Source organism: Tenacibaculum sp. SZ-18, from assembly GCF_002813915.1.
In the GTDB taxonomy this organism is placed as follows: Bacteria; Bacteroidota; Bacteroidia; order Flavobacteriales; family Flavobacteriaceae; genus Polaribacter.
The window spans coordinates 1,012,834-1,039,234 of record NZ_CP019335.1; the positions used below are offsets into that span (position 1 = coordinate 1,012,834).

General features: G+C 30.3%; 24 protein-coding genes. 11 read left to right on the top strand and 13 right to left on the bottom strand.

Features of this window, described 5'->3' with window-relative positions:
- Window positions 1–12: 12 nt before the first annotated feature.
- The gene (locus tag BTO06_RS04640) at window positions 13–1,359 is read right to left on the bottom strand and encodes a transporter (RefSeq protein ID WP_198517129.1); all 1,347 of its coding nucleotides are present in this window, start codon (window positions 1,357–1,359) and stop codon (window positions 13–15) included.
- 128 nt (window positions 1,360–1,487) lie between these two features.
- Here BTO06_RS04640 and BTO06_RS04645 point away from each other — a divergent pair, with 128 nt between their 5' ends.
- Window positions 1,488–1,769 (top strand): DUF4834 family protein, encoded by a 282-nt coding sequence (locus tag BTO06_RS04645; RefSeq protein WP_232731513.1) that lies wholly within the window; start codon window positions 1,488–1,490, stop codon window positions 1,767–1,769.
- Window positions 1,770–1,771: 2 nt separating this feature from the next.
- Window positions 1,772–4,174 (top strand): YfhO family protein, encoded by a 2,403-nt coding sequence (locus tag BTO06_RS04650; RefSeq protein ID WP_100924186.1) that lies wholly within the window; start codon window positions 1,772–1,774, stop codon window positions 4,172–4,174.
- Here the strand turns inward: BTO06_RS04650 and BTO06_RS04655 are convergent.
- Window positions 4,163–5,548 (bottom strand): helix-turn-helix domain-containing protein, encoded by a 1,386-nt coding sequence (locus tag BTO06_RS04655; RefSeq protein ID WP_157811737.1) that lies wholly within the window; start codon window positions 5,546–5,548, stop codon window positions 4,163–4,165. The two genes, BTO06_RS04650 and BTO06_RS04655, sit on opposite strands and share 12 nt — an antisense overlap.
- Window positions 5,549–6,078: 530 nt before the next feature.
- Window positions 6,079–7,665, bottom strand: coding sequence for a helix-turn-helix domain-containing protein (locus BTO06_RS04660; protein WP_100924188.1), 1,587 nt, complete (start codon window positions 7,663–7,665; stop codon window positions 6,079–6,081).
- 381 nt (window positions 7,666–8,046) lie between these two features.
- Between BTO06_RS04660 and BTO06_RS04665 the strand changes: the two genes are divergently transcribed.
- The 4 genes from BTO06_RS04665 to BTO06_RS04680 are packed head-to-tail and all read left to right on the top strand — an operon-like array spanning window position 8,047 to window position 12,533.
- Window positions 8,047–8,571, top strand: coding sequence for a methyltransferase (locus BTO06_RS04665; protein WP_100924189.1), 525 nt, complete (start codon window positions 8,047–8,049; stop codon window positions 8,569–8,571).
- Window positions 8,568–9,758 carry a glycosyltransferase family 4 protein gene (locus tag BTO06_RS04670; RefSeq protein WP_100924190.1) on the top strand — a complete coding sequence of 397 codons (1,191 nt, stop codon included), beginning with the start codon at window positions 8,568–8,570 and terminating at the stop codon, window positions 9,756–9,758. Before BTO06_RS04665 ends, BTO06_RS04670 begins: the two co-directional genes overlap by 4 nt.
- A complete protein-coding gene (locus BTO06_RS04675) occupies window positions 9,755–11,038 on the top strand; it encodes a glycosyltransferase family 4 protein (RefSeq protein ID WP_100924191.1) in 1,284 nt (427 codons plus the stop codon). The genes BTO06_RS04670 and BTO06_RS04675 overlap by 4 nt, the downstream gene beginning before the upstream one ends.
- Before the next feature lie 4 nt (window positions 11,039–11,042).
- Window positions 11,043–12,533 carry a lipopolysaccharide biosynthesis protein gene (locus BTO06_RS04680; RefSeq protein ID WP_100924192.1) on the top strand — a complete coding sequence of 497 codons (1,491 nt, stop codon included), beginning with the start codon at window positions 11,043–11,045 and terminating at the stop codon, window positions 12,531–12,533.
- A gap of 116 nt (window positions 12,534–12,649) precedes the next feature.
- Here BTO06_RS04680 and BTO06_RS04685 read toward each other — a convergent pair whose 3' ends face one another.
- From BTO06_RS04685 to BTO06_RS04715, 7 genes are all read right to left on the bottom strand, one after another.
- Window positions 12,650–13,264 (bottom strand): Crp/Fnr family transcriptional regulator, encoded by a 615-nt coding sequence (locus BTO06_RS04685; RefSeq protein WP_157811738.1) that lies wholly within the window; start codon window positions 13,262–13,264, stop codon window positions 12,650–12,652.
- 27 nt (window positions 13,265–13,291) lie between these two features.
- Window positions 13,292–13,909, bottom strand: coding sequence for a WbqC family protein (locus tag BTO06_RS04690; RefSeq protein ID WP_100924194.1), 618 nt, complete (start codon window positions 13,907–13,909; stop codon window positions 13,292–13,294).
- A gap of 3 nt (window positions 13,910–13,912) precedes the next feature.
- A complete protein-coding gene (gene lepB, locus BTO06_RS04695; protein WP_100924195.1) occupies window positions 13,913–15,484 on the bottom strand; it encodes a signal peptidase I in 1,572 nt (523 codons plus the stop codon).
- 68 nt (window positions 15,485–15,552) lie between these two features.
- Window positions 15,553–16,254 (bottom strand): 4-hydroxy-tetrahydrodipicolinate reductase, encoded by a 702-nt coding sequence (gene dapB, locus BTO06_RS04700; RefSeq protein WP_100924196.1) that lies wholly within the window; start codon window positions 16,252–16,254, stop codon window positions 15,553–15,555.
- A 2-nt stretch (window positions 16,255–16,256) separates the two neighbouring features.
- Entirely contained in the window at window positions 16,257–16,853 is a 597-nt protein-coding gene (locus BTO06_RS04705; protein ID WP_100924197.1) for a DUF5683 domain-containing protein, read from the bottom strand.
- Window positions 16,854–17,744 carry a ParB/RepB/Spo0J family partition protein gene (locus BTO06_RS04710; protein ID WP_100924198.1) on the bottom strand — a complete coding sequence of 297 codons (891 nt, stop codon included), beginning with the start codon at window positions 17,742–17,744 and terminating at the stop codon, window positions 16,854–16,856. It lies immediately after the preceding gene.
- A gap of 3 nt (window positions 17,745–17,747) precedes the next feature.
- Window positions 17,748–18,509, bottom strand: a complete 762-nt coding sequence (locus tag BTO06_RS04715) for a ParA family protein (RefSeq protein WP_100924199.1) — start codon at window positions 18,507–18,509, stop codon at window positions 17,748–17,750.
- A 289-nt stretch (window positions 18,510–18,798) separates the two neighbouring features.
- Between BTO06_RS04715 and BTO06_RS04720 the strand changes: the two genes are divergently transcribed.
- Window positions 18,799–19,776: a hypothetical protein gene (locus tag BTO06_RS04720; RefSeq protein ID WP_100924200.1), complete on the top strand. Its 978-nt coding sequence runs from the start codon at window positions 18,799–18,801 to the stop codon at window positions 19,774–19,776.
- Between the two features lie 83 nt (window positions 19,777–19,859).
- Here BTO06_RS04720 and dnaN read toward each other — a convergent pair whose 3' ends face one another.
- On the bottom strand, window positions 19,860–20,978 hold the full coding sequence (gene dnaN / locus BTO06_RS04725; RefSeq protein WP_100924201.1) for a DNA polymerase III subunit beta: 1,119 nt from the start codon (window positions 20,976–20,978) through the stop codon (window positions 19,860–19,862).
- A gap of 90 nt (window positions 20,979–21,068) precedes the next feature.
- The gene (locus tag BTO06_RS04730) at window positions 21,069–22,019 is read right to left on the bottom strand and encodes a lipid A deacylase LpxR family protein (RefSeq protein ID WP_100924202.1); all 951 of its coding nucleotides are present in this window, start codon (window positions 22,017–22,019) and stop codon (window positions 21,069–21,071) included.
- 93 nt (window positions 22,020–22,112) lie between these two features.
- On the opposite strand from BTO06_RS04730, the gene ppk2 (BTO06_RS04735) reads away from it, so the two are divergent.
- Complete coding sequence (ppk2, locus tag BTO06_RS04735) at window positions 22,113–22,970, top strand: polyphosphate kinase 2 (RefSeq protein ID WP_100924203.1); 858 nt, start codon at window positions 22,113–22,115, stop codon at window positions 22,968–22,970.
- A 2-nt stretch (window positions 22,971–22,972) separates the two neighbouring features.
- Window positions 22,973–23,785 carry a polyphosphate kinase 2 gene (gene ppk2, locus BTO06_RS04740; protein ID WP_100924204.1) on the top strand — a complete coding sequence of 271 codons (813 nt, stop codon included), beginning with the start codon at window positions 22,973–22,975 and terminating at the stop codon, window positions 23,783–23,785.
- Here the strand turns inward: ppk2 (BTO06_RS04740) and BTO06_RS04745 are convergent.
- Window positions 23,782–24,435 (bottom strand): hypothetical protein, encoded by a 654-nt coding sequence (locus BTO06_RS04745; RefSeq protein ID WP_100924205.1) that lies wholly within the window; start codon window positions 24,433–24,435, stop codon window positions 23,782–23,784. The two genes, ppk2 (BTO06_RS04740) and BTO06_RS04745, sit on opposite strands and share 4 nt — an antisense overlap.
- Before the next feature lie 105 nt (window positions 24,436–24,540).
- On the opposite strand from BTO06_RS04745, the gene BTO06_RS04750 reads away from it, so the two are divergent.
- The gene (locus tag BTO06_RS04750) at window positions 24,541–25,083 is read left to right on the top strand and encodes a Smr/MutS family protein (RefSeq protein WP_100924206.1); all 543 of its coding nucleotides are present in this window, start codon (window positions 24,541–24,543) and stop codon (window positions 25,081–25,083) included.
- 28 nt (window positions 25,084–25,111) lie between these two features.
- A complete protein-coding gene (locus BTO06_RS04755) occupies window positions 25,112–26,245 on the top strand; it encodes a cysteine desulfurase family protein (RefSeq protein ID WP_100924207.1) in 1,134 nt (377 codons plus the stop codon).
- Window positions 26,246–26,401 lie beyond the last annotated feature (156 nt).

The following is a 26,401-nucleotide window of genomic DNA, read 5'->3' on the forward strand; positions in this document are numbered from 1 at the left end:
TAATTATAAAATCTATTCATTATCCTTTTTTTCTTTTTCTTTGTCTTTCTTTTTCTTCTCTTTTTCTTGTTTTTCCTTTTTCTCTAGCTCTTCTTCTTTTCTCAACTCTTCCTCAAGCTTTTTTATTTCTCTCTCAAGTTTTTCTTGCTCTTTCTTTTTTCTCTTTTCTTCTTTTAGCTTTTCCTTTTCAAGTTTTCTTTTAGCTTTTTCCTCAGCTTTTTTCTTCTTTCTAGCTGCTTTTTCTTTTTCTTTGGTTGTTTTTTTCTTGGCTTTTTTATCTTTTTTAGTAATATCACCTAAAACAGATTTTTGGCGTACTCTTACTCTTCCTTCTTTTTCTTCTTCAAGTTCCTCCTCTGTCTTTTCTGTTTCAAGTTGTGGACCGTTTTTGTCTTTCTTTTTGAATAAGTTTTTGATTTTGTCGATTAAACGTCCGAAGAAGCCTTTGTTATAAGTTTGAATATCTTCTCCTTCAATTTTATTGCCAAATTCATCCAGTTCAACATATTTATCCACATGGTTGTTGATTCTATAAGATACTCCAATACTGGTATAAATTCCGGTACTGTTCTCTTGGAATGTTCCTCTTAAAGAGGAGTTAATTTGTAAATTATTATTGAATAAATAAGCAACTCCTAAACCTAAGTTACTCTGTGATTCTTGTTTGTTAAATAGCGCTTGATGTTCTGCAAACCCCGACCATTTGTTAGTAAAATTATAAGTTCCTGTAACTACGTAAGAAAACTCGGGTAAATAACCACCTATATAGTTATAATGAATATTTGTTATTACATTAAGTTTGTGTGAAAATTCATTTTGTAATAAAACACCAATTTTTGGAGTAATTCCTCCTCGGGCGTGGTAATCGCTTAAGAAAGAACCAAAGTTGATTCCTCCATAAACAGCAACGTGAGGAATCCATCGAGACCAATCGAAAGAATGTCTTTTTTTCCAACTTCTGATTTCTTTTGATTTATCTTGGTATTTTGGTTTATAAACCAAATATTTAGCACCAATTGTAAATTGACCAAAACCAAATTGTGATCTACTTGATTCGAAAACATTTAGAAATGTAAATTCATTTTGTTGAACTGCAGTTGTTATATTAAATTCTAAAGATTCATCTAATACTCCCATTCTGTAGTGTAATTCAAGTCCAGTTGCAATCGGGTTACTAAACGTTGGAATGGCAGAAGTATTTCTATGAAAGATACTACTTTCAAATTGATAAACTCCTTTACCAACACTGTAAGGGCTTTCAGAAAAACCAGGTTTATTCGAATTTATCACTTCCGTGTACTGTGCTGTTATTGTTGTACATAAAAACAATAATAGTACACTAAAAAAAAATTTCATCATATTCAACGCAGACATTTACACGTTATACAAACATACAGTAAAATTATCAATCTTATAAGTTTACAGGATTATTAACGTAAGGTTTTAGTTCAAATTGTTATTTTTGATTGCTTTTTTATAATATTAGAATGTTAGAGATCCAACAAGCGGGACCAATGAATTTTATTAGAACACTACTTATCATCGCTTTAGTGTATTATACACTAAAATTTTTAGCTCGACTTTTCGCTCCATTTTTAATGAAAAAAGCCGTTCAGAAAATGCAAGAACGTGCAGAAAAACAATACGGTGGAGCAAAAAAGAATAATGACGTTAAAGTAGGTGAAACCATTATAGACAAAAAACCAAATCAATCAAAAGAAAGTGATAAATCAGTAGGGGAATATATTGATTTTGAAGAAATCGACTAACTATGAAGATTAATAAGTTATTACCTTATATAGGCGCGATCCTAGTATTTGTTGTTGTATCAATATTATATTTTAATCCGGTTTTATCAGGAAAACAAATTAAGCAATCAGATATTGATCAGTTTAAAGGAATTTCTAAAGAATTACGTGAGTACAGAGAAAAAAATGATAAAGAGGCTTATTGGCTGAATAATGCTTTCAGTGGAATGCCTGGTTATTTAGTAAGTGCAAATTATGAGAATGACTTCTTAAAAGAAGTAGACAGAATCTTACGTTTTTTGCCTAGGCCAGCCGATTATCTATTTTTATATTTTTTTGGTTTTTTCATTCTGTTAATGACCTTAAAAGTAGATTGGAAATTATCGATAATAGGAGGTTTAGCTTTTGGTTTTTCAACTTATCTTATCATTATTATTGGAGCTGGACATAATGCGAAAGCCCATGCAATTGCTTATATGCCGATTATAATTTCTGGTGTACTACTTATTTTTCAAAAACGATTTTTACTCGGTTTTTTATTGGCTGCTATTGGAATGACAATGGAAATTGGAGCGGGTCATATTCAAATGACTTATTACTTAGGTTTTTGTATTGTGATTCTTGGAATTGTAGAGTTGATGGAAGCGGTTAAAACTGGAAAAATTGTATTATTTCTGAAACAAGTAGCTATTATAGTAGTTGCTTTTATTGTTGGAGTAGGAGTAAACTCTTCTCGTTTAATGGCGACTAAAGAATATGCTGATTACAGTATTAGAGGAAAGTCGGAGTTAACTATTGATAGCGAAGGAAAGCCAAAACCAAAAAAAAATAATGGTTTGGATTATGACTATATCACTCAATATAGTTATGGGAAATTAGAAACAATGAATTTAATAGTTCCTAGATTTATGGGTGGAGGAACTGTTGATGCTTTAAGTGAAAATTCTAATTTTTATAAAGAATTTGAAGCAATTGCGGGTTCGAAAGCTGCAAAGGAATATTCTAAAGAAGTATTAACATATTGGGGAGATCAACCAATTGTCGAAGCGCCTGCTTACATAGGTGCAGTTATTGTATTTTTGTTTTTTCTTGGAATATTTTTAGTTGATAGAAAAATAAAGTATTGGCTGGTTTCTGCAACTATTTTTTCAATTGTATTGAGTTGGGGTAAAAACTTAGCTTTTGTAACAAATTTCTTTATTGATTTTGTTCCTTTATATGATAAGTTTAGAGCAGTATCATCAATTCAGGTAATCGCAGAATTGTGTATTCCTTTAATGGCGATTTTAGGATTAAATGAGCTATTTAAGAATAGTAAAACGAATGAAGAAAAATTAGAGTATCTTAAAAAGGCGGTTTATATCTCATTAGGTTTGATCGTTGGAGGTTTTGTTTTAGCTCATATGACTGGTAATTTTGAAGGAATAAGAGACGGACAATACCAACAATATCCTTCGTTAATTGATGCTTTAATCAGCGATCGTAAAAGTTTATTACTACAAGATAGTTTACGTTCAATATTTTTGATAATAATTACTGCCGGGTTTATTTATCAGTTTTTGAAAAATAAGGTGAAATTATTTTTTGTTTATGGAGCAATAATCAGTATTGTATTATTTGATCTTGTTTCTGTAAATTGGAATTACGTTAACACAGAGAATTTTGTAAGTAAAAGAGTAATCGATAAACCGTTTGTTCCTACAAAGGTGGATCTTGATATCCTTAAGGATAAAGGATATTATAGAGTAGTTAACTTCTCTGGGAATTTTATGAATGAAAACCGAACGTCTTTTTTTCATAGGTCAGTTGGTGGATACCATGCGGCTAAATTGAAACGATATCAAGAATTAGTAGAGTATCAGGTAGCAAAAAATAACATGGAAATATTAAACATGTTAAATACAAAATATTTTATTCTTGATGCCGATAATTTTGAATTAAATGAAGAAGCTAATGGAAATGCTTGGTTCGTAGAGCAATTAATTCCTGTTAAATCTGCCAATGAGGAAATAATGGCTTTAACAAATATTAAAACAAAGAAACAAGCAATAGTAAGAAGCGACAAGTATAAAGGTAGTAAAACAGAGTTTCAAAAAGATTCTTTATCAAGTATAAAGTTGATTAAACATGATCTTAATAAGATGGAGTATCAAAGTTCAAGCAATAGTGAGGGTTTTGCTGTGTTTTCTGAGATATTTTATGCTAAAGGTTGGAATGCTTATTTAGATGGCAAACCTGTTCCTCATTATCAAATTAATTATGTATTACGAGGAATGAATATTCCTGCTGGCAAACATGATATAGTTTTCAAATTTGAACCAACCATTGTAAAACAAGGTGCTCAAATGGCAATGTTTTTTTATATTTTATTGATACTAGTTCCAATTGGTTTGTACATCCTAAATAAGAAAAAATTATTGACGTAAGTTTTTAATAAACTTTGAGGGAGAAATATTCATTTCTTTCTTAAAGGCACGACTGAATGCAGAAGCACTTTTATATCCAACTTGATTAGCAAGTCCCTCTATAGAATACTTTTCATAAATATGATGATTGTTCATTAAATCTAATGCATGTTCAATTTTCTTTTTTGTAAAGTATCTTTTAAAAGGCATATCAAAGTGTTTGTTGAAAGTGAAAGAAACATATGTGCTATTAGTCTGAGCCAATTCAGCAATAGTATTTATTGAAAAATCTTCAATTAAGTAATCTAGATTATTTTCAGCCTTTTTTATTAAATCGAGAATTTTGTCTTCAAGTTCGTCTTCAATATTATAATTTACCTTTTGTTTTGTAATTGTTGTTTTGATTTGTGATTTTTCAATTTCTGACGTCTTTTCTATAATTTCATTTTTATATTTCTTCCTCTTAAAAATGAAATATACAGAAATCAGCATTGCAATAAGTACTATAGAAACCACGACTTTTGTGTTTTTTCTTTTTTCACTTTCAATAATTGTGTCGTTTAATTGATTTATTTTTTGAATATCATTATCATATAATAATTGATATGTTTTTTGCTCGTGCTCTTTTGCTAAATTAAATTCTTTTATTGTGAGTTGAGAATATTTATAAGCACTATCTGTTTTATTTTGAGTCAAATATTGATTAGATAATATGTCATAGATTTTGATAATTCGATTACTAGGAAGTTTAGTTTTCGATAATACATTTTTAGCATGATAAACTGAAGAATCTGGATTGTTTAAATGATTATAGCAGATAGTTTTATAAAAACTAATTTCGCCACTATAATCTGTCTTAATTGTGTTTTTTGGATAGTCAATTTGACTTATTATTTCCAGACTTTTACTGAATTGTTTTTTAGCAATTAAAACGTCCAACTGTCTTAATTGGTAAATGAATTTAGAGTCAGGGTGAGGAGGAGAGAATTTTAAAGCTGCTTGATAGGCTTTTTTGTAATAAAAAGAAGCAGAATCCAATAACTGCAATTGATTATTCTTTTTACTTATGGCAATCCACACTTTTCCTAGAGAATTATAAATATCTGCCTTTTTTCTGTATAATGCTTTGTGCTGAAAGAAATCTTGAGAATTTAATTTTTTTGCTTCAATGGTATGAACTAATTTATTTAGAATAGTTTTTGATTCTTCCACCAGTTGAAGTTCGTATTTAATTTGAGCTTTTGAAAGTTCATTATTGATTACGTAATAGAACGAATCAAAATAATCGTTCCTAATTTGCTCAATGAATTTCGATGTTAAAATGAGTTGTTCGTAGGCCTTTTCATATTCTCCTGAATTTTTAAATATCCAAAAAAGGCGGTTTAGTAAGCTCAATTTAATTTTAATCAAACATAAAGAATTGTCCCTTGAAGTTATCCTCAAGTTTATTTCTGAAATAGTAGAGTTTACAATTTTTTCAGATTTCTTAAAATCTTTAGTCTTATAGTAATAATAGGCCTCAGAATTTAGTCCGGAAATTTTGTCGCAAATATTTTTGGAGTTTTGTACTTTTTTTGAATAATGCAAAAGACTATCTAGGTTAGTGTCTTTAAACACTACCATTTTTAAAATATCGGACTTAGCTTCGTAAAGTTCAATGTCTGTTTGGGAGAGAACGCATCGAATAGAAAGGAACGCTAAAAGAATTAATATTCTCAAAATTACTTAGGAATTACGAATTACAATATTAAATTACTTTGCTTTTTATAAAAAGTCGAATATAAAGTTTTTTTTAGAACAAAAGCATTTATAGCTTTGTTAAGCTATGCGGAAATAAGGACGGGAGAATATTTCTATAAAAAGAAAACTTCAAAAGGGAACTTTATGTTCCTTTTTTTATGTTTTAAAGTTTTGTCATTTTATAATTAGTTTTGTAGCTCCTTAATATATATTGAAGGAGTTACATTCATCTCTTTTTTGAATGCTCTTGTAAAAGAAGAAGCACTTGTATAGCCTACTTCGTTAGCCAAACCTTCAATTGAAAATTTTGTGTAGGCATTGTCGTTTTTTAATAAATCAACAGCATAAGCAATTTTTTTCTTTGTATAGTACTGTTTAAAGGTTGCTTCATGATATTTGTTAAAAACAAACGAAATGTAGGTAGAATTTGTATTCGCCATTTTTGCGATAGTATTGATAGAAAAATCATGAGCGGTGTAAAAATGATTAACTTCTATTTCTTCAATAATACTTAATATTTTATTTTCTAATTTAGGCTCAATATTATAGGTTTTAGTTTTGTATTCTTTTTCCTCTGGAATCACCTGATTATTTTCTAACTCAATATTTTTTTTTGAAATTTCTAGTAGATAATATTTTCTTTTCACAAGAAAGAATGAAGAAATGCCTAACAGAATAATACCATAAAAAATTGTTGTAGCTCTGTTTCTATTCTGTTCTTTTTCAAGAATTGATGCATTTAACTCCTTAATTTTTTCGATGTCATTATCGTATAATAATTGATAGGTCTTCTGTCTATTTTCCTTGGCTAAATTGAACTCTTTTAGGGTTAGTTTTGAGTACTTAAAAGCGCTATCTAATTGACCTTTATTTAAGTATTGCTGTGAAAGAATATTATAGGCTGAAATTAATGAGCTTTTTTGAAGAGATTTATGCTGTAATAACTTAATTGAATAAAAAATAGCAGAATCAGATTCATTTAATTGATCAAAACAAATTGCTTTATTACGATGTTCATATTTTTTAGTATTACTATTTTTATCTAAATCAGCATAGTTGTTAGTTAGATTTAAGGCTTCTCTATATTTCTTTTTTGCAATTAAAACTTCAGTTTTTCTTAAAGCATACATTAATTTATAGTCAGAGTGTTTTGGAATAAAATCTATACTTGCCTCATAAGCTTTTCTAAAATAAAGTGCTGAAGAATCTAGTAAAGTAGGGTTGTTATTTTTTTGGTTGAGTGCGATATATGTTTTACCAAGAAGATTACATGTGTGAGCTTTAATTTTAAGAAGTCGATTGTGTGCTTTGGTATCTTTTAATTTCTTTTTCCTTAAAGAAATTTCATATACTAAGTCATGTAATATTTTCACAGCGTCTTCTTCCAGTCGAAGTTCCTTCTTAATTAAAGCTTTACAAATAGAGATAGTTGATAATGTGTTAAAACTATCAAAATTCTGATGATTTACGGTATTGATAAAATCAGTAAGTTTTATTAACTGTTGGTAAGCAATTTCATATTCGCTTAAATTCTTGTAAACCCAAAATAAACGATTGTAGGAGCTGATCTTTATTTTAATGACGCATAAGTCTTTTTGATCTTTTAAAGGTAGTGCATCAACTTCAGTTAAACATTCGTTTACAATCTCTTTAGTTCTTTTATAATTTTCTAGCTTATAATAGTAATATGACTCTTGATATTTCCCAATAAGTTGATGGCAAATTGAATTTGATTTTTGCGCCTCCAATGAGTAAATTAATAAACTATCCAAATTGCTGTTTCTTACTTGCTCAAATTTTTTGAGATATTCTTCATAGCTTTGAGAGAAACACAGATTGAAGATAAATAGAGAAAATATAAAAATCTTAAATTTCAATACTATTGGCGGATTTTAGAAAAGTTTAAGTCAAAAACGGACTTTCTTGTATGTGCATTTTATAAAATGTGCAATATAAAGTTTTTTAAAGAGACTTCTATAAATTAACTTTGAGTATATTATGAAATAGTAAATACTTTAGTTCGGGAAAGGGCAATGATAAAGAACTTAAAATAAAAAAGGAACAATATTATTGTTCCTTTTTTATTTTTCTCAAAATTTACTTAGATAATCTTATTTGAATGTATAGATTTGTTTGTCGATAATTTTCAAGAAATGTATTCAAAACTACCTGTATATAGATATAACAGAACCATTAATTTTTTAAAAGAAATGTTGCCACCACCAGCAACAGTTTTAGATTTAGGTGTGAGAAACCCTTTCAGTGAAATTATGGAGATGGAAGGTTACACAGTACTTAATACAAATGGAGAAGATTTTGATTTAGTACCAGAAATTGTAAAAGAATATAAAGTTGATGCTGTAACATCTTTTGAGGTATTTGAACATTTAATAGCTCCGTTTAATATATTAAGAGAAATTGAATGCGATAAATTAATTACTACGGTTCCTTTGAAATTATGGTTTGCATCAGCTTATAGAAGTAAAACTGATATGTGGGATAGACATTATCATGAATTTGAAGATTGGCAGTTTGATTGGTTGTTGGAGAAATCAGGTTGGGATAAGAAGCAAAGTGAGAAATGGATAAGTCCAACTAAACAAATCGGAATAAGACCTATTCTGAGAAGATTTACTCCGAGATATTACGCAGTTTACGCTGAAAAGTCTGCGACATGAGAATAGGAATGATTTTAGATAAAGTTTTCCCTCCTGATCCAAGAGTGGAAAATGAGGCTATTGAACTTATAAAAGAAGGACATAAAGTCTTTTTATTTTGTCTTACTTATTCCAAAGAAAAATCACAAGAAATAATTAATGGCATTCATGTTCGCAGATATTATAACACAACATTGATTTATAAATTTTCTGCATTGGCTTACACAGTGCCTGTGTATAGTTACTGTATGAAAAATAAAATTGATCACTTTATAAAAACTAATAACATTGAAGTAATTCATATCCATGATATGATTATTGCAGAAGCTTGTTTTTTAGCAAATAAAAAGTATCAACTTCCAACTGTTTTAGATTTGCATGAAAATAGACCTGAAATTTTAAAGTTTTATCCTTACATGCAAAAACTGTATGGGAAGTTATTGGTTTCTGTAAAACGCTGGAAGAAAAAAGAGGAGGAGTTTGTTAAAAAGTCTGATAAAATTGTGGTTGTTACTGATGAAGCAAAGAATGAATTGTCAAGTCGTGTTCGTTCAAAAACAAAGGATATAATTGTCGTTCCTAATACGATTAGAAAATCCTTTTATCAGAATAAAAAGAATGTTTCTATTCCATATAAAAAGGGAGCAAATGAGTTTAATGTTTTATATCTTGGAGATACTGGAGACCGAAGAGGATTGAGAACTGTAATAGAGGCCCTTCAAATACTTAAAAGCCAAGATAAAATTCAGAATATAATTTTTTTAGTAATTGGTAAGATTACTAACCGTAAGCTATTAAGTTTAGTTGATAAATATAATTTAAAAAAACATGTGAAATTTATAGGTTGGCAAGATCAAGAAACGTTTCCATTTTGGATTTCGCAAGCTGATGTTTGTGTTTCTCCTTTGCATAAAAATTTACATCACGATACAACCTATGCAAATAAGTTATTCCAATATATGAGTTTTGGTAAAGCGTTATTATTAAGTGATGTTTTAGCTCAAAAAGAACTTATGGAGAAAGTGGGTTCAGGAGTAGTTCATAAAGAACAAAATGCTCAAGATTTTGCGGACAAACTTTTGGATTTATATAATAATGATGGGTTAAGAATTGAAATGGGGAAGAAAGGAGAAAAGTTTGTTAGAAATGATTTTACCTGGGATAAAACGTCGAATCAATTAAAAGAAATATATAAAACAATCATTTGAAAGTTTTAATTGTTACATATTATTGGCCGCCCGCAGGAGGTGCAGGTGTGCAGAGATGGTTAAAGTTCACTAAGTATTTACGTGATTTCGGTATTGAACCAGTAATTTTTACAGCAGATAATCCACATTACCCAATTTTAGATGATAGTTTGCAAAGGGATATTCCTGATGGGGTAGAGGTGATTAAATGCCCAATTTTTGAACCTAATGGATTGCTTTATAGATTAAAAAAGAGAAAGGTTAAAAATAGTGCTGGTTTTTTAGAGGAAAATCCATCATTACTTTCAAGGTTGTTAATTTATATCAGAGCTAATTTATTTATTCCAGATGCTAGAATGTTTTGGATTAAACCTTCAGTAAAAAAGATTAAGAAATATTTATCTCAAAATGAAATAGATGTTCTAATTACTACTGGACCACCACATAGTTTACACATGATTGGATACCATGTGAAAAAGAAAACAGGAATCAAATGGATTGCTGATTTTCGTGATCCTTGGACAGGGATTGACTACTTTCATTTATTGCCTTTAACGAATTTTGCCAGGAAAAAGCACTTCCGTCAGGAAGACAATGTCTTTAAAAATTCTGATAAAGTAATCATGGTAAGTAAAACTTCGAAAGAAAAGTATAAGAATCAAGCTAATTCAATAGAAGTAATTACAAATGGTTATGATACAGATTCAATAGAAGAAGAAAGTATTGTTTTAGATGAGAAGTTTACAATTTCTCATATTGGCTCAATGAATGCTGCTAGGAACCCGAAAAAATTATGGAAAGTATTAGCTGAATTGTGTGAAGATGATGAAGAATTCAGTAACGATTTACAAATTCAGTTAATAGGAAAATTGGATGAAAAAGTTGTAAAGGAATATATTAATCCATATCAGTTTAAAAATATATTGCATCGTGACTATATTCCTCATAAAGAGGCGAAGCAATATCAAAAACAATCTCAAGTTCTATTATTGGTAGTCAATGATACTCCAAATGCTAAAGAAATTGTAACGGGAAAAGTGTTTGAGTATTTGCAAGCTAAACGACCAATAATTGCAATTGGACCAGAAGATGGCGATTTGGCTGATGTACTTAAAGAAACTAAATCTGGAAGTACATTTCATTATGATAATCGAGATGGTTTAAAAGAAGAAATTAGGTTACTTTATGGAAAGTACAAACTAGGTAAATTAAAAATAGAGTCATCAAATATTGAAAAGTATCATAGAAAACAACTTACGGAACATTTATCATATATTATTAAAGAACTAATCAAAAAATAAGTAATTGGGGGTTATATTCAAACAATCATTTAAAAATACTATTATAATTTATTTAGGATTCTTAATTGGAGGTCTAAATACAATTGTTTTCTATCCTGGAATTTTAGGAGAAGATTTTTATGGAATTGTAACAGTATTATTATCATATTCTAATTTAATAATGCCATTAATGGCATTAGGTGTACATTACACGATTATAAAGTTCTTTTCTGTTTATCAGGATAAATTAGAAAAGGATAAGTTTCTTTCATTGGCGCTAATATTACCATTATTTGTTTCCATACCAATTGGTTTCTTATGGGTGAATATTCAAAGTTTTATTGTAGAGAATTTTCTAACTAAAGAAAACGAGATTATTGCAGATTATACTATTGTTATATATGTGGTAGCTGTTTGTTGTGCTTATTTTGAAGTATTTTATGCATGGTCTAAAGTGCATTTAAAAACAGTAGTAGGAAATTTTTTGAAAGAGTTTTATAACAGAGCGGCAGTATTAATTTCTTTATTAGCTGTTTCCTTTGGATTGATAACAAAAACGGAATTTGCTTTTATGCTAACAGGTTTTTATATCATCAGAACTTTGATTATGATGGTGTATGCTTTTAAGGTTTATTTCCCGAAGTACACTGTTAGTTTACCAAAAAACTACAAGGAGATTTTAGCGTATTCTGTATTTATAATTTTTGCTGGAAGTGCAGGAGCTGTAATTTTAGATATTGACAAAGTTATGGTAACAGGGAAAGAGGCATTTAGTGCAGCTGCATATTATACCGTAGCAGTGTTTATTGGCTCATTTATTGAAGCACCCAGTAGAGCTTTAAGTCAAATATTACAACCATTAACATCAAAGTCCTTAAATGAAAATAATCCGACAGAAGTACATAATTTATACAAAAAGAGTAGTATTAATTTATTGGTAGTTGGAGGATTGTTTTTTCTGTTGATTAACTGTAATATTGAGGAATTGTTTCGAATTATGCCGAAAGGATATGAGAATGGGGTTTTAGCTGTTCTTTTGATATCCATTGCAAAAATGTATAATATGTTTCTAGGAAATAATGGTCCAATTATTTCCAATTCAAAATACTATAAAATTACATTTCCTTTAGGCGTTGGTACGGCTGTAACAGTATATTTCTTGAATGTATTGTTTTACAAAAAGATAAATATGAGTACTGATGGTTTGGCATTGGCTACATTAATAACAATCTTTATCTTTAATACTATCAAGCTTTTGTTTGTGTATTATAAGTTTAAGATGAATCCAATTACAAAACAAACGGGAGTAGCACTAAGTGTAATTATATTAATGTTCTTTGGTTTTTATTTTTGGAATTTTAGTATTCCAGAATTTAAAGTTTTTAACTTTCCAGTAGATCCTTTTATTAACATAGGAATTAAAAGTATTATTATAATACTTATTTACGTTTTATTGATGGTTAAATTAAAAGTGTCAAAACAAATAAACGGATTGGTGGGTAAGTTTAAATTATAAAAAGACTTGTTGTAAGGGGGGAAACAAGTCTTTTTTAGGGGAAACGAAATAGGGATATTTCTTTCACAAATTTATATGAAAAGACTTGTTAGATAGCTAAACCTATGTTTATAAATCTACTCTGAGTACATTTTTTTTCTAATTCTACTTAATTGTACAGGAGTTATGTTCAAATAACTTGCTATTTGATATTGAGGAATTAGATTTTCTATTTGTGGTATGCGCTCTTTTAAGATTTTATATCTTTGAGTGGCATCTAGAAGAGAAAGTCTATCTAAACGCTTTAAAACTTGCAATATTAGCGTCTGCTGTATTTTATTATAAAGAATAGATATCTCATGATTAGATGTACTAAGCTCCATAAAGTCATTAAAATTCCCCTCTAATAAAGTACAATTCGTTAAACATTTGTAATAGTCCTCGGGCATTTTATGGTCTAAGTCGATGTGAGCTAGTTGTAAATCTTCGATTAAGTGAAATAAGTCGGTAAATGCATAATTCTGTATATGAATTGTACGAATATATTCTCTTTCGTGGGTGGAGTTTTGAGAAAAACTCGCCACAATTCCCTCAACAATAATATAAAATTTTGAAGTCCCCTTATTTATTAAAACCTCCCCGTTTTTATGTTTTTTAAGACAAACAATTTTCGCAAAAGAGTCAATTGATTCGTCAGATATATTGCTCATATAAAAACGACAGAACTCGCTCATTAAAGCAGATTCTAGCATAAGTATAAGCTTTTTGTATTTTGCTAATTATAATAATTTTACACTTTCTAAGTAAGTTATCGCATTTGGTCCTTCCATAAATAAAAGATCTAGAATTGATAAATTACCAATAAACCCAAATTTGTCGTCAAAAATTTGAGTGTATCTGTTCATTTCTATTGATATATTACCATTTTTAGCAACTGAAAAATCCCTATAATCGTTTACTATTGGCGATAATTCGTACTCTGAAGTTTTAGAATAGCTTTGTGAAAGTTGTAAAGCATCGGTAACAAATAAGTACGTATCAATATTTAAATCAACTAAATATACGTATTTTTTGTTAAATAGTATAGCTAAGTCATCTTCAAAGAATTCAAAAAAAGGCGAAGATTGATAAGCGCTTTTTAACGATTTAAAGTGTTGATCTTGCCAAGGAAAATTGTTCTCGACAAGGGTATCCTTGGTTTTTTTTCTTCCTTCAGTTTTAGCATGTTTTACAGGAATATTTAAGGATAATTTTCCGTTTGCGCCATAAATATAACATCTATTTCTATAGGTCTGTTTTTGGAAATTATCTTCTAACTCAAATATTACTTCATTGGTTTTATTAATGAAAGCGTATTGACTAATTGGTGAAAAATATGTAGGTATAAATAGTCCCAAGTATTAAGCTTTTTTCTTATTAGGTTTAAACACAAAAAATAATACTAATCCGGCACATAAAATTCCAATCCAGAAATATGATTTAGATTCACCATTTGTAACCGTCATAAATATTCTTTCCCAACGTATTCTTCCTGTTTCATTATCCTTACTAAACCAAACCATAATTGGCTTTCCTATGACGTGGTCAAAAGGAACATATCCCCATCTTCTAGCATCTAAAGAGTTTTGACGGTTGTCTCCCATCATCCAATAATAATCTTGTTTGAAAGTATAGGTGTTTGTTTTCCTACCGTTAATATAAATATCATCGTTAATAAAGGTTAAATCATTTTTCTCGTATTCTCTAATGATACGTTTATAAAGAGGCAATGTTTCTTTATTTAATTCAACTGTTGCTCCTTGTTTCGGAATATAAATTGGACCGAAATTGTCGATATTCCATCTGTGCAAAGGACTTTGAGGGAATAACTCCGGATCGTACTTATACTTCGGATCAAGTTTTTTGGTAACACTTTTTACAATTGGATTTTTAGCAATTTTAGCAGCTTCTGCATCAGTTAAATTTAATAGATATTTGCCATCTCTTGTGGTGTAGGCTTCTGCAAAACGAACATTATATCTTAAAAGAGCAGCATCGCTAAACTTTTGTCCTTCTGTATCGATAATGTGATACCACTGAGGTTTTGCATTAGGAGGCAAAATAGATCTTTTTCCATTAATGAAAACATATCCATCTCTAATTTCTAAACTATCACCAGCAATTCCGACACAACGTTTAACTAAATTCAATTTTTTGTCTATTGGTTTGTAGTATGTTCTATCTGGTTTTAAGTCGTTCATGTCTCTAAGTGTATCCGCTGGCTGACCAAATACAACAATATCATTTCTTTTAATCGAAGTAAGCCCAGGAAGACGCAAATAAGGTAATTGAAATTTATTTGCAAAAGATGTATTTCTTTCTTCGTAATTATCGCTAAAAACGTATGATTTTGATTTAACTAGAGGAATTGTATCATGAATCATTGGCAAAGCTACTGTTGACATCGGTACACGAGCTCCATAATGAAATTTACTAACGAATAAATAATCTCCAATTAATAATGTTTTTTCTAAAGAAGAAGATGGAATTACGTAAGGACGAATAAAATAGTTGTGGACAATTGTAGCAGCAATGACTGCAAAAGCAATAGAACTAATCCATTCGCCAACACCTTTTGGTGGTTCTAAACTTCTATCTTTTCTATATGTTGCTTCAGTTCCGTAGTTTATATAAAAAATATAAAATCCTAGAGTCAATATCACAAGCAGTGTGTCTTTCGTACTTTTAAAACCAAAACTTCTACATGTTTCAATCCAAAAAACTGGAAACATAATTAAGTTCACAATTGGGATAAAAAGTAAGATAACCCACGATTTTGGTCTTTTAATAATTCCTAATAAGACTACAGCATTGTATACAGGTATTGCAGCTTCCCAGGCTTGTCTTCCTGCTTTTTCATAGAGCTTCCAAGTACCTAAAAAGTGAATAAGTTGTACTACTAAAAATAAAATAAACCAACCTGTAAATGACATATTATTTTGTTTTTTTTTAAATAAATAAGACGCTATACAGTCTTATTCGTTATCAATTTCTTTATCTTTTAACCTATATTTAACACATCTCTCATTGAGTAAACACCTTCTTTACCAATTAGCCATTCAGCCGCAACTACTGCTCCCAAGGCAAATCCTTTTCTATTATGCGCTGTGTGTTTAATCTCTATTGAATCTACTTCAGATTCGTAATTTACTGTATGTGTTCCAGGAACATCTGGTGTTCTAACTGCTTTTATTGGAATGTTTTTCTTTGTTTTTTCGCCATCCAAATCCCAAGTATCTTTATTTGAATTTTCAATTATTCCTTCGGCCAATGTAATTGCTGTGCCACTTGGGGCATCTAATTTTTTAATATGATGAATTTCCTCAATATCAAGTGAATATTGTTTCTGTGTTTTCATCATGTCTGCTAACCTTTCATTTAAAGCAAAAAATATATTTACACCTAAACTAAAATTAGAGGCATAAATAAATGCACCTTTTTTTTCTTTACAGAGATTTATAGCTTCATCGTATTTATCCAGCCATCCTGTAGTTCCCGAAACAACAGGTACATTATTATTGATACAATTAGAAATATTACTAAAGGCAGAAGATGGAATACTAAAATCAATTGCAACATCTGCCATTGAAATATCATATGTTTCATCACCATTTGTTTTTATAACAATTTCATGTCCACGTTCTAGGGCGATTTTTTCAATCTCTTTACCCATTCTGCCATAACCTAACAAGGCTAATTTCATAATTAAAAGGAATATTTTAGGGTTACCCCAAGTTTGTGAGTAGTTTCTTCGTTGTAGTTTATATTTGGTAATGCAGATGGCATTAATGTTAAGCTGTCAGTATCATCAAACTGAATCAGGTGTGCTGTAACGCTGGCCTCAACAATTTGTAAAACATAAATAAGTACCGTTGTTAATAATGAGAGGTCTCTGTTTTGACGTAATTGTCTTTGCGCACTTTCTAAACCTGCATCAGAAATTAATGGAATTCCATTATCGTCTGAAAATTCGTCTGGTAATCCCGCCTTTCTTTGTCTAAAAGCTGTTCTAAAACGTTTATACTCGTTATTATTATCAATGTAAAAGTAAATACTGGTTGCCATTCCTCCATATATTAGAGGTAGTTGCCACCAATATCTATTGTTGTAAATTTGTCCTGCTCCCGGAAAAAGTGCCGAATAAAATGCGGCACGAGACGGATTTAGCGGATCGTAATCCGGTTGTTTTATTTGGGTATACTGTAGTGATCTTGTTTGTGATTTTGTAGAATCCTTTGCTTGGGCAAAAATATTTGGGCTACAAAAAAAGATTATAACAACTATGTATTTAGCGTATTTCAATTATTTTAATAATTTTTTAATACGATTAAAGTCTTCTATGGAATCAAACGGAATGGAAATTTTACCTTTCCCTTTATTGTTTACTGAAACATCAATTTTTGCACTAAAAAATTCACTAAAACTTTTTAAACTACTTGAAATTTCCGAAGGTAAAGTGCTTTTCTTTACTTCTGACTTTTTTTCTACACCAGTTTTTAAAGCTCTAACTAAATCTTCTGTTTGCCTTACTGATAATTTATCGCGAAGAATTTTCTCGTAAATATCTATTTGATCTTTTTCACTTTCAATATTGATTAACGCTCTACCATGTCCCATAGATATAAAACCATCTCTCATTCCAGTTTGAATAATTGGGTCTAGTTTTAGTAATCTAAGATAATTCGTAACTGTAGATCGTTTTTTTCCTACTCTTACACTTAATTGCTCTTGTGTGAGTTTAATTTCGTCTATGAGTCTTTGGTATGACAAGGCAACTTCAATTGGATCGAGATTTTTACGTTGAATATTTTCAACTAATGCCATTTCTAGCATCTCTTGATCGTTTGCTATACGAATGTATGCTGGTACAGTTGTGTTACCAATTAATTTTGAAGCTCTAAATCTTCTTTCTCCTGAAACTAATTGAAACTTTTCTTCAGAAAGTTTTCTTACAGTAATAGGTTGAATTACACCTAACTCTCTAATGGAAGCTGCTAATTCGTTTAATGCCTCTTCGTCAAAGTATGTTCTTGGCTGAAATGGATTTACTTCAATTAAGTTCAAATCAATTTCAATTATACTTCCTACTACTTTATCAGCATTTTCATCTGATGCTGAATTTACTTCTGCAGTTTCTTTTAACAAAGCAGATAATCCTCTTCCTAAAGCTTGCTTCCTTGTTGCTTTTGCCATGTGTTAGTTCTTGTTTATAATTTCGTTTGCTAAGTTAATATAATTAACAGCTCCTTTACTTGTTGCATCGTATGAAATAATACTTTCCCCATAACTTGGTGCTTCACTTAAACGAATGTTACGGTGAACTACAGTATCAAAAACCATTGAGCTAAAATGCTTTCTTACTTCGTCAACTACTTGGTTCGATAAGCGTAAACGAGCATCATACATTGTCAATAATAATCCTTCAATTTCCAATTCTTTATTATGAATTTTTTGAACACTTTTAATAGTGTTAAGTAATTTTCCTAGTCCTTCTAATGCAAAATACTCACATTGAATTGGAATGATAACAGAATTTGAAGCTACAAGAGAGTTTAACGTAATTAAACCTAGTGACGGTGCACAATCAATTAGAATATAATCATATTCATCCGCTAGTTGCTTTAATGCTTTTTTAAGCATGTATTCACGCTCAATTTTATCAACTAGCTCAATTTCAATGGCTACTAAATCAATGTGAGCAGGAATCAAATCTACATTAGGAGATTCAGTTTTAATTATGGTTTCCTTTGCACTGGCTGTATGTTCTAAAACTTGATATGTTCCAATTTCTATACTTTCTACATCTATACCTAATCCAGAAGTGGCATTTGCCTGAGGATCCGCATCAATTAATAATACTTTTTTTTCTAGAACCCCTAGAGCAGCTGCTAGGTTTACCGATGTAGTAGTTTTACCTACACCTCCTTTTTGATTTGCTATTGCAATGATTTTGCCCATACTATTATATGTATTTACAGAACGTAAAAATACAATTATTTATGACTTTTAAAAGTGGAAGATATTAACAAAAAAAGTTAAACTTCTGCATGAAATTGTTCCCTGTTTTTTTATACGGTTTTTTCCCTTTGGTAAACTAGGAGATATCATGTGAAATTTATTTTGATAGGCAAGTATGTTTGCATCATTGTTTTCAAAAAAGAAAAGTAAAAGGACTGATCAACCTTAACTAACGCGTAAACCGAAAAGCGAACGAGTAGGTAAATTTTAAAATTATTAATAAACTATCATGAAAAAAATTATAATGATAACTGTAATAGCTCTTTTAGCTGTTAGTTGTAAAGAAGAGGAAATTGTTTCTAACCAAAATGAAGAGACTATTGAAATACAAAAAAAACATGAAGGAAAGTCAATGCTACATTTCGACAGAGTGGAAGAGTTACAATTTTTTATTAAAGAACGTGTAGAGTCTAACACTAATTATTTAGAGGAAGCTAAAGCATTTTCAGAAAGAGGAATTTATAATCCACTATTGTTGGTTTACAACTTAGATCAAAGAGAAGCAGAAATTTTAGGTATTGAGGAAAAATCTATTCCTACGGTTACTTCAAATGATGATATGTTATTGTTGATGTTAAATGAAAACGGAGAAATTGGTATTGAAGATAAAATTTTTAGAATTGATGGAGAATTCGTTTACACTTATACTGCTTCTTCAGGTTCGGGAGATATAAATAATTTTATCGAACAGTATCAAACTGGAAAATTAAAAATAAGAAGAGGAGAAACATTGGAGTTTAGTAAATCTTTATCTGTGTTTATGCACGAGAACACTGTCAAAAACCAAGAATCTGTGACAAAAGCACAAACTAATTACCAGTATTTTGGCAATAACTATCGTATGAAAGCACGTCAGTTTGATGGTTTTTGGGGTTTCTACAGTTCTATAGGAGCAAGCACCAAAGTTGAAGAACGTAAAAAGTTCTTATGGTGGTCATGGTGGAAAACTGCTAAAACAGATAACAGATTAGAGTATGATATGGCTTTTGAAGTAAGATCCACCCCTGGTTTTCCTCCGGTAAACATTGTTACTTCAGCTTCTGGGTCAAGATATTGTAACTGTAATAATGCACAAAGAACATTTGCATGGTCAGTTGGTTTTCCTTGGGCGCCAGAAAGATATATTCCTTTGGAAGGAGAGTCTAGACATTGGGCACATTGGTATACAACAAACCCAAACACTGTTTCAGTTACTTTGCAATATTAAAATGATAAAATAAAGAAGCTGACACAAAGAAAAAGTCCTGAGAATTTTCTCAGGACTTTTTTTACTCCATAATTTATATAATATTATCCGTTTAACATTACGGGCATAACAAGCATCGTAATATGTTCGCCATCTTCAGTTCCGTCTATTGGAGTTAAAATTCCAGCTCTGTTTGGTAAACTCATTTCTAATTGAACGTCATTTGCATTTAGGTTGTTTAACATTTCGCTTAAAAAACGAGAATTAAAACCTATTTGCATATCATCTCCTTGATAATCACAGCTCAAACGTTCGTCAGCTTTATTAGCGTAGTCCAAATCTTCAGCAGAAATATTTAATTCTGTTCCCGCCATTTTTAATCTGATTTGATGAGTTGTTTTACTAGAGAAAATAGAAACACGTTTTACAGAGTTTAAAAAAGAAGCTCTATCGACTGTAAGTTTATTTGGATTCTCTTTAGGAATTACCGCTTCGTAATTCGGGTATTTGCCGTCGATTAATCGACAAACTAAAACTACATTGTCAAAAGTAAATTTAGCATTTGTATCATTGTATTCTACAACAACATTCTCATCAGCTCCTCCTAAAATTCCTTTTAACAAGTTTAAAGGTTTTTTTGGCATGATAAATTCAGCAGACTTATCCGCGGAAACATCCGTTCTTGTGTATTTCACCAATTTGTGTGCGTCTGTTGCAACAAATGTTAATTCTTTTGAGTTGAATTGAAAAAATACTCCACTCATTACAGGTCTTAAATCATCGTTACCAGCAGCGAAAATAGTTTTCGAAATTGCAGTAGCTAACACATGAGCAGGGATTTCTGTATTTGTAGGAGAAGGTAACTCAATAGCTTTTGGAAATTCTTCACCGCTGTAAAATGCCATGTCGTATTTTCCTTGTTCAGAGCTTATTTCAACTGTGTTCTCTCCTTGAGTCTTAAAAGTTAAAGGTTGGTCAGGGAACGTTTTTAATGTGTCTAATAATAAACGAGCATTAATAGCTATTGATCCTGAATCAGTGCTCTCCACATTGATAACTGCGCTCATTGTAGTTTCTAAATCAGAAGCTGAAGCAGTTAAATGGTTTTCAGATAGTTCGAATAAAAAATTATCTAAAATTGGTAATGTGTTATTACTATTAATTACCCCACCTAAAACTTGTAATTGCTTTAATAAATGTGAGCTAGATACAATAAATTTCATTTTTCTTATTAAAGTAGTTTGTTGTACAAAGATATTCTATTCGATTAATATTAAAAATTAATTTATCAACACTTTTGTTTTAATTGTTGATTAGTTGAAAAGGTAGTTAATTTGAATTCCGCCATAGAGATTTCCTCCTGGAACTTTTTCGCTTTCTAATTTCTTTGTATGATGTACAATCATGTATTTGAAATTAAATCGATTCGCAGTAAACCAAAATCCAAATTCTGTTGTAAGGACTAAAGGTCTTAATTTATAGGTTACTGCATTATTTTTAGTTAGGAAACTACCTTGAATTGTCGCGTCATATATAGCAAAACGCAACATTGGATTGAAGTAAAAAAAAGATTCAACCTCATTGTTAAATATAGATTTCTTGTTGTTCAAATTACTTCCAAAACCTACAGAATTGGCTATACTTTGTAGCTTTCTTGTTCCAATTCTACTAAAAATCCCCGTAGATATATCCGTGAAAACAGTTCCTAAGTTGGCTGAATTTTTCCAATTCAAATCGAAATAATTAAGTCTCTTTGTTATTGGTTGAACAAAATCAACACCAAAGTTCAATGCAAAAGCATCTTTCATTTGATATTTCCATCCATCAGCAGAATCGAAACCATATATGCTATGAACAAAATTCATTGATTGCTCTCCCAAAGCTGATGGTCCAATTACACCAATTTCTCCAGATAATCTGAAATAAGAACTATTCTTGTAAAATTTTTTGAATCCTGCTCCAACGTATAAATAACCAGCAAACGGTCTGTCATGTTCTGAAATATCTCCAACATTTGCTCGGAAAGGAGAGTATAATTTCTGACCTAATTCGAAAGAATAAATCTTTTTGAGTAATTTATTTGAAACGCTGTCTACCGTAAAACTATAATTTAAAAAAACGCCATTAGTGTAATAGCGATCTTGTGTAATTGATATATATAGGTCATTATCGTTTGTTATACTGAAAACACTCCCATATTTTATTTGTGTGTAGGCAGTTAAACCTACCATAAGAAGTAGAGTGCTTAAAATTGTTTTTTTCATAAAAAATATGTTCCGCACTAAAGGTAATGAAATAATGAAAAATTGATTAGAATCTTGATCATAATTTATACTTTAGTAATTCATTAAAATTATATGGAAAATAGTCCAAAATTAACCGTTAAAGACTTTGAAAATGTCAAAAGTAATAAAGAGTTATTTAAATTAATTTCTGATAAGCAGATTCCTTTTGCTAAGGTGAAAAGAGAATTGAACTATGAGGACGAATTAAGATGTTTACAGATAGAGTTAGTTAAATTACAGCAATGGATTGCTAAAAATAATAAACGTGTTGCAGTTATTTTTGAAGGTCGAGATGCCGCAGGTAAAGGTGGAAATATAAGAAGATTTATGGAGCATTTGAATCCAAGGTCTTCTCGATTGGTAGCGTTGGATAAACCAACGGAAGTTGAAAGAGGTCAATGGTATTTTCAAAGATATATTAAGGAATTACCGAACCCTGGGGAAATCGTTTTTTTTGACAGAAGTTGGTATAATAGAGCAGTTGTTGAACCGGTAATGGGATTCTGTTCTGATGCACAATATAGAAAGTTTCTAGTTCAAGTGCCAGAGTTTGAGCACATGCTGTATGAAGATGGAGTTGTGGTAATTAAGTTTTGGTTGTCAATTACAAAAAAAGAACAACAAAAAAGATTTGATGCTAGAATGGGGAATCCTTTAAAACATTGGAAATTCAGCCCAGTGGATAAAAAAGGTCAGGAGCTATGGGATCGTTACACACATTACAAAGAAGAAATGTTTACAAATACTCATACCGCTTATTGTCCTTGGACAATTATAAAAACCAACACAAAAAAAGTTGCAAGACTAGAGGCAATTAGGTACGTATTGTCAAAGTTCGATTATAATGGAAAAGAAGAGGCGATGACAAATTTAAATCCAGATCCCAATGTGGTAATGCGTTATTACAGATCTGTAATACAAAATGATTAAGTATGAATAAAGTAAATAACGCACACAAAGTTCCTTTTAAATTAACAGAGGCAGATGCAGAAAAGCTCAACTCAAAGGAAGGTTTAATTTCTGTAATGTCAAAAGAGCCTTACAATATAGAAAGAGCATTGCGATATGTGAATTATTTGAACAAATTGGAAGAGCTTCAAGTTGAATTAATTCGTTTACAAACTTGGGCAATAGAAAAAGGAGAGCGAATTATTATATTGTTTGAAGGAAGGGATGCGGCTGGAAAAGGTGGTGCAATTCGCAGAATTACAGAAAGAATTAATCCGCGTCATATGCGTATTGTTGCCTTGCCAAAACCAACAGAAGAACAAAAGAGTCAGTGGTATTTTCAGCGTTATGTGGAGCAGTTTCCTAAAGCCGGGGAATTAGTTTTATTTGATCGAAGTTGGTATAATCGCGCTGTAGTTGAGCCTGTAAATGGATTTTGTACTGAAGATCAATATAAGGTTTTTATGAAACAGGTAAATGGTTTTGAAAAAATGATATTACAATCGGGAATAAGATTGGTTAAGATTTATATGTCCATTTCAAAAAAGGAACAACATAAACGATTTGACGAAATAAAGAATGATCCTTTAAAACAATGGAAAATGACTCCTGTTGATGAAAGAGCTCAGGATTTGTGGGATGATTATACGGAGTACAAAAAGAAAATGTTTAAAAAAACAAATACAGCTCTTTCTCCATGGAAAATTATTAAAGCTAATAGAAAAACTCACGCGAGAATCGCATGTATTGAGCATATTTTAGAAAGTATTCCTTATGATAAAAATACCGAAATTTAATCTATCGTTTCGTTCTCGTAAAATGCTCTGTGAACTTCTTCAAAAATAAAATACATTTCACCTGCGATTTGTTTGCTAGTTTGATCGTATTTTTCAATCTGATTATCAGTATTATCGGCTATTTTAGGATCTACATATGGTAAATGAAAACGTTGAATTGCATCTGGAATAAATGGGCAGTTTTCATCTGCACTATCGCAAGTTGTGATTGCTAAATATGGGTAACTGTTGTTATTGTCGTCATATAACTTAGAAAAACCTAGTATAGATTTTTTAGTTCCCGGAAATGAAATTAAATAACGAGGGTTTTGATGTGAAAAGTCATCAACATTAAATATAAAACCATTTTTTTGTAGACATTTAACTGTATTTCTATGAAAGGCAGTTGTTTCTGTACCTCCTGAAAAATGATTTATATTTTCTAAGTTGAAATATTCACTAGCAAAAAAAGACCAAACTTGAGTCATTTGACTTCTACGAGAATTGTGTGTACAGATAAAATTTAAATTTACCTTATCTCTGTCTTCTAATTCTTCTATGATTTTGTCGGATATTGAATATAGTAATTCTTTTCTTTCTTCGGAAAGTTTTACATCTTTCCCTGCATTTTCGAAAAACTCAATAATGTTTTTCTTAGTGGTGTTAATCATTATTTATTACTCTTTTATCTCGGGGATAATGTATTTTTGTATTTTGACAATTGAGTACAAAATTAAGAAAGATAAGATGCTTTTATATTTAAGTTAAGGTTAAGTATGTGTTTAGAAATCGGTAATAAAGTTGCTGTTTTAGATGATGTTATTGAGGGAATCGTAACGAAAATCATGAAAAACGAAATTTTAATTAAGACTAATGATGGACTTGAGTTATGGTTTGATAGATCAGAATTGGTTAAAATTGGCATAAGTCAAAATGAGTTGACAAAAAAAGCCTCTGTTGACGCTTCTATGCTACGTCAAAAAGTTAAAGGCTCAGAAGTAAAAATGAATTCTCAGTTTAAGAAAACAAAGAATGAAGTTGTAATGGAAGTAGATTTGCATATCGAGAAACTTGTCAGATCTTCAAGAGGAATGGATAAATATGATATCTTATCTATCCAAATGGATACTGCTAAAAGAAAAGTTGAATATTGCATTCAAAAGAAAATATCTAAAATTATTTTCATTCACGGTGTAGGAGAAGGTGTGTTGAAATCAGAATTACATTACTTGTTAAATAGGTATAATGTGAAGTATTATGATGCTTCATATAAAGAATATGGTCTGGGAGCAACGGAGGTATATGTTTTTCAGAATTAGTAATATTTTATTTTAAATTAATATTAAAATGAAACAAGTTTATTTAGATCACGCAGCAACTACGTACATATACGATGAGGTTGTTGAGGTTATGATGGAGAGTATGAAAAGTAACTATGGAAATCCATCATCTACTCATCAATATGGAAGAAAGGCAAAAGTAGCTATTGAAACTTCCAGGAAGAATATCGCAAGATTAATAGGGTGTAGCTCTACGGAAATTATTTTTACATCAAGTGGAACAGAGGGGAATAATCTTATTTTGAATAATGCAGTTGAAAATTTAGGAGTGAAAACCATCATTACTTCTAAAATTGAGCACCACGCTGTTTTAAATGTGGTAGAAAACTTACGGCAAAAAAATGGGGTTGATGTAAGGTTTGTTGATTTAGATGAAGCAGGAAATATCGATTTGGAGGAGTTAGAGTCTTTACTGTCTAAAATTAATGATAAAGTTTTGGTAACTCTTATGATGGTAAATAATGAAATAGGAAATATTTTGGAGTATGAAAAAGTAGGATCTTTATGTTCTAAATATGAAGCACTTTTTCATACTGATGCAGTTCAGGCTATAGGGTGTATTCCAGTTGACTTAAATGAATTTAATGTTGATTTTTTAGTTGCTAGTGGTCACAAGTTTCATGGTCCGAAAGGAGTTGGTTTTGTATTTGTGAAAAAAGATCATGTTGTAAAACCAATGATTTTAGGTGGAAATCAAGAGAAAGGCGTTCGCTCTAGTACTGAAAATGTTCATTCAATTATTGGTATGGAGAAAGCTTTGGATCTTGCTGTAAGTGTTATGACTGATAGCACAGAAAAGATAATGAAGTTAAAGAGTTATTTTGTTCAAAAGTTGACGGATAATTTCAAAGGAATTAAGTTTAATGGGAATTCTGAAGGAGGAAATAATGGAGTCCCTAAGATTTTGAGTGTTCGTTTTACTAAACAGCATAAAATGTTATTGTTTGGTTTGGATTTAAAAGGGATTGCTGTTTCTTCAGGAAGTGCATGTCAGAGCGGAGGTTTAAAAGTATCTCACGTACTTAAGGAGTTTTTAAATGAAGAAGAACTTCAAAAAACATCAATTAGATTTTCTTTTAGTGATTCTGTGAGTTTTGATGAATTGGATTACGTAATAGATTCTTTAAATTCAATTTATTAGTTATATAAGTAATTCTTATTTTTTTCTATTACTTGATTTGTTATTCTGTTTAATTGTTTAGAAGTTTTTTAGGATGTTTTTTATAAATGGATTAATAAACAAAACGGTTAAAACAAGTTAAAACTATTTGCGTTTAATTTCACTTATAATGCTTTT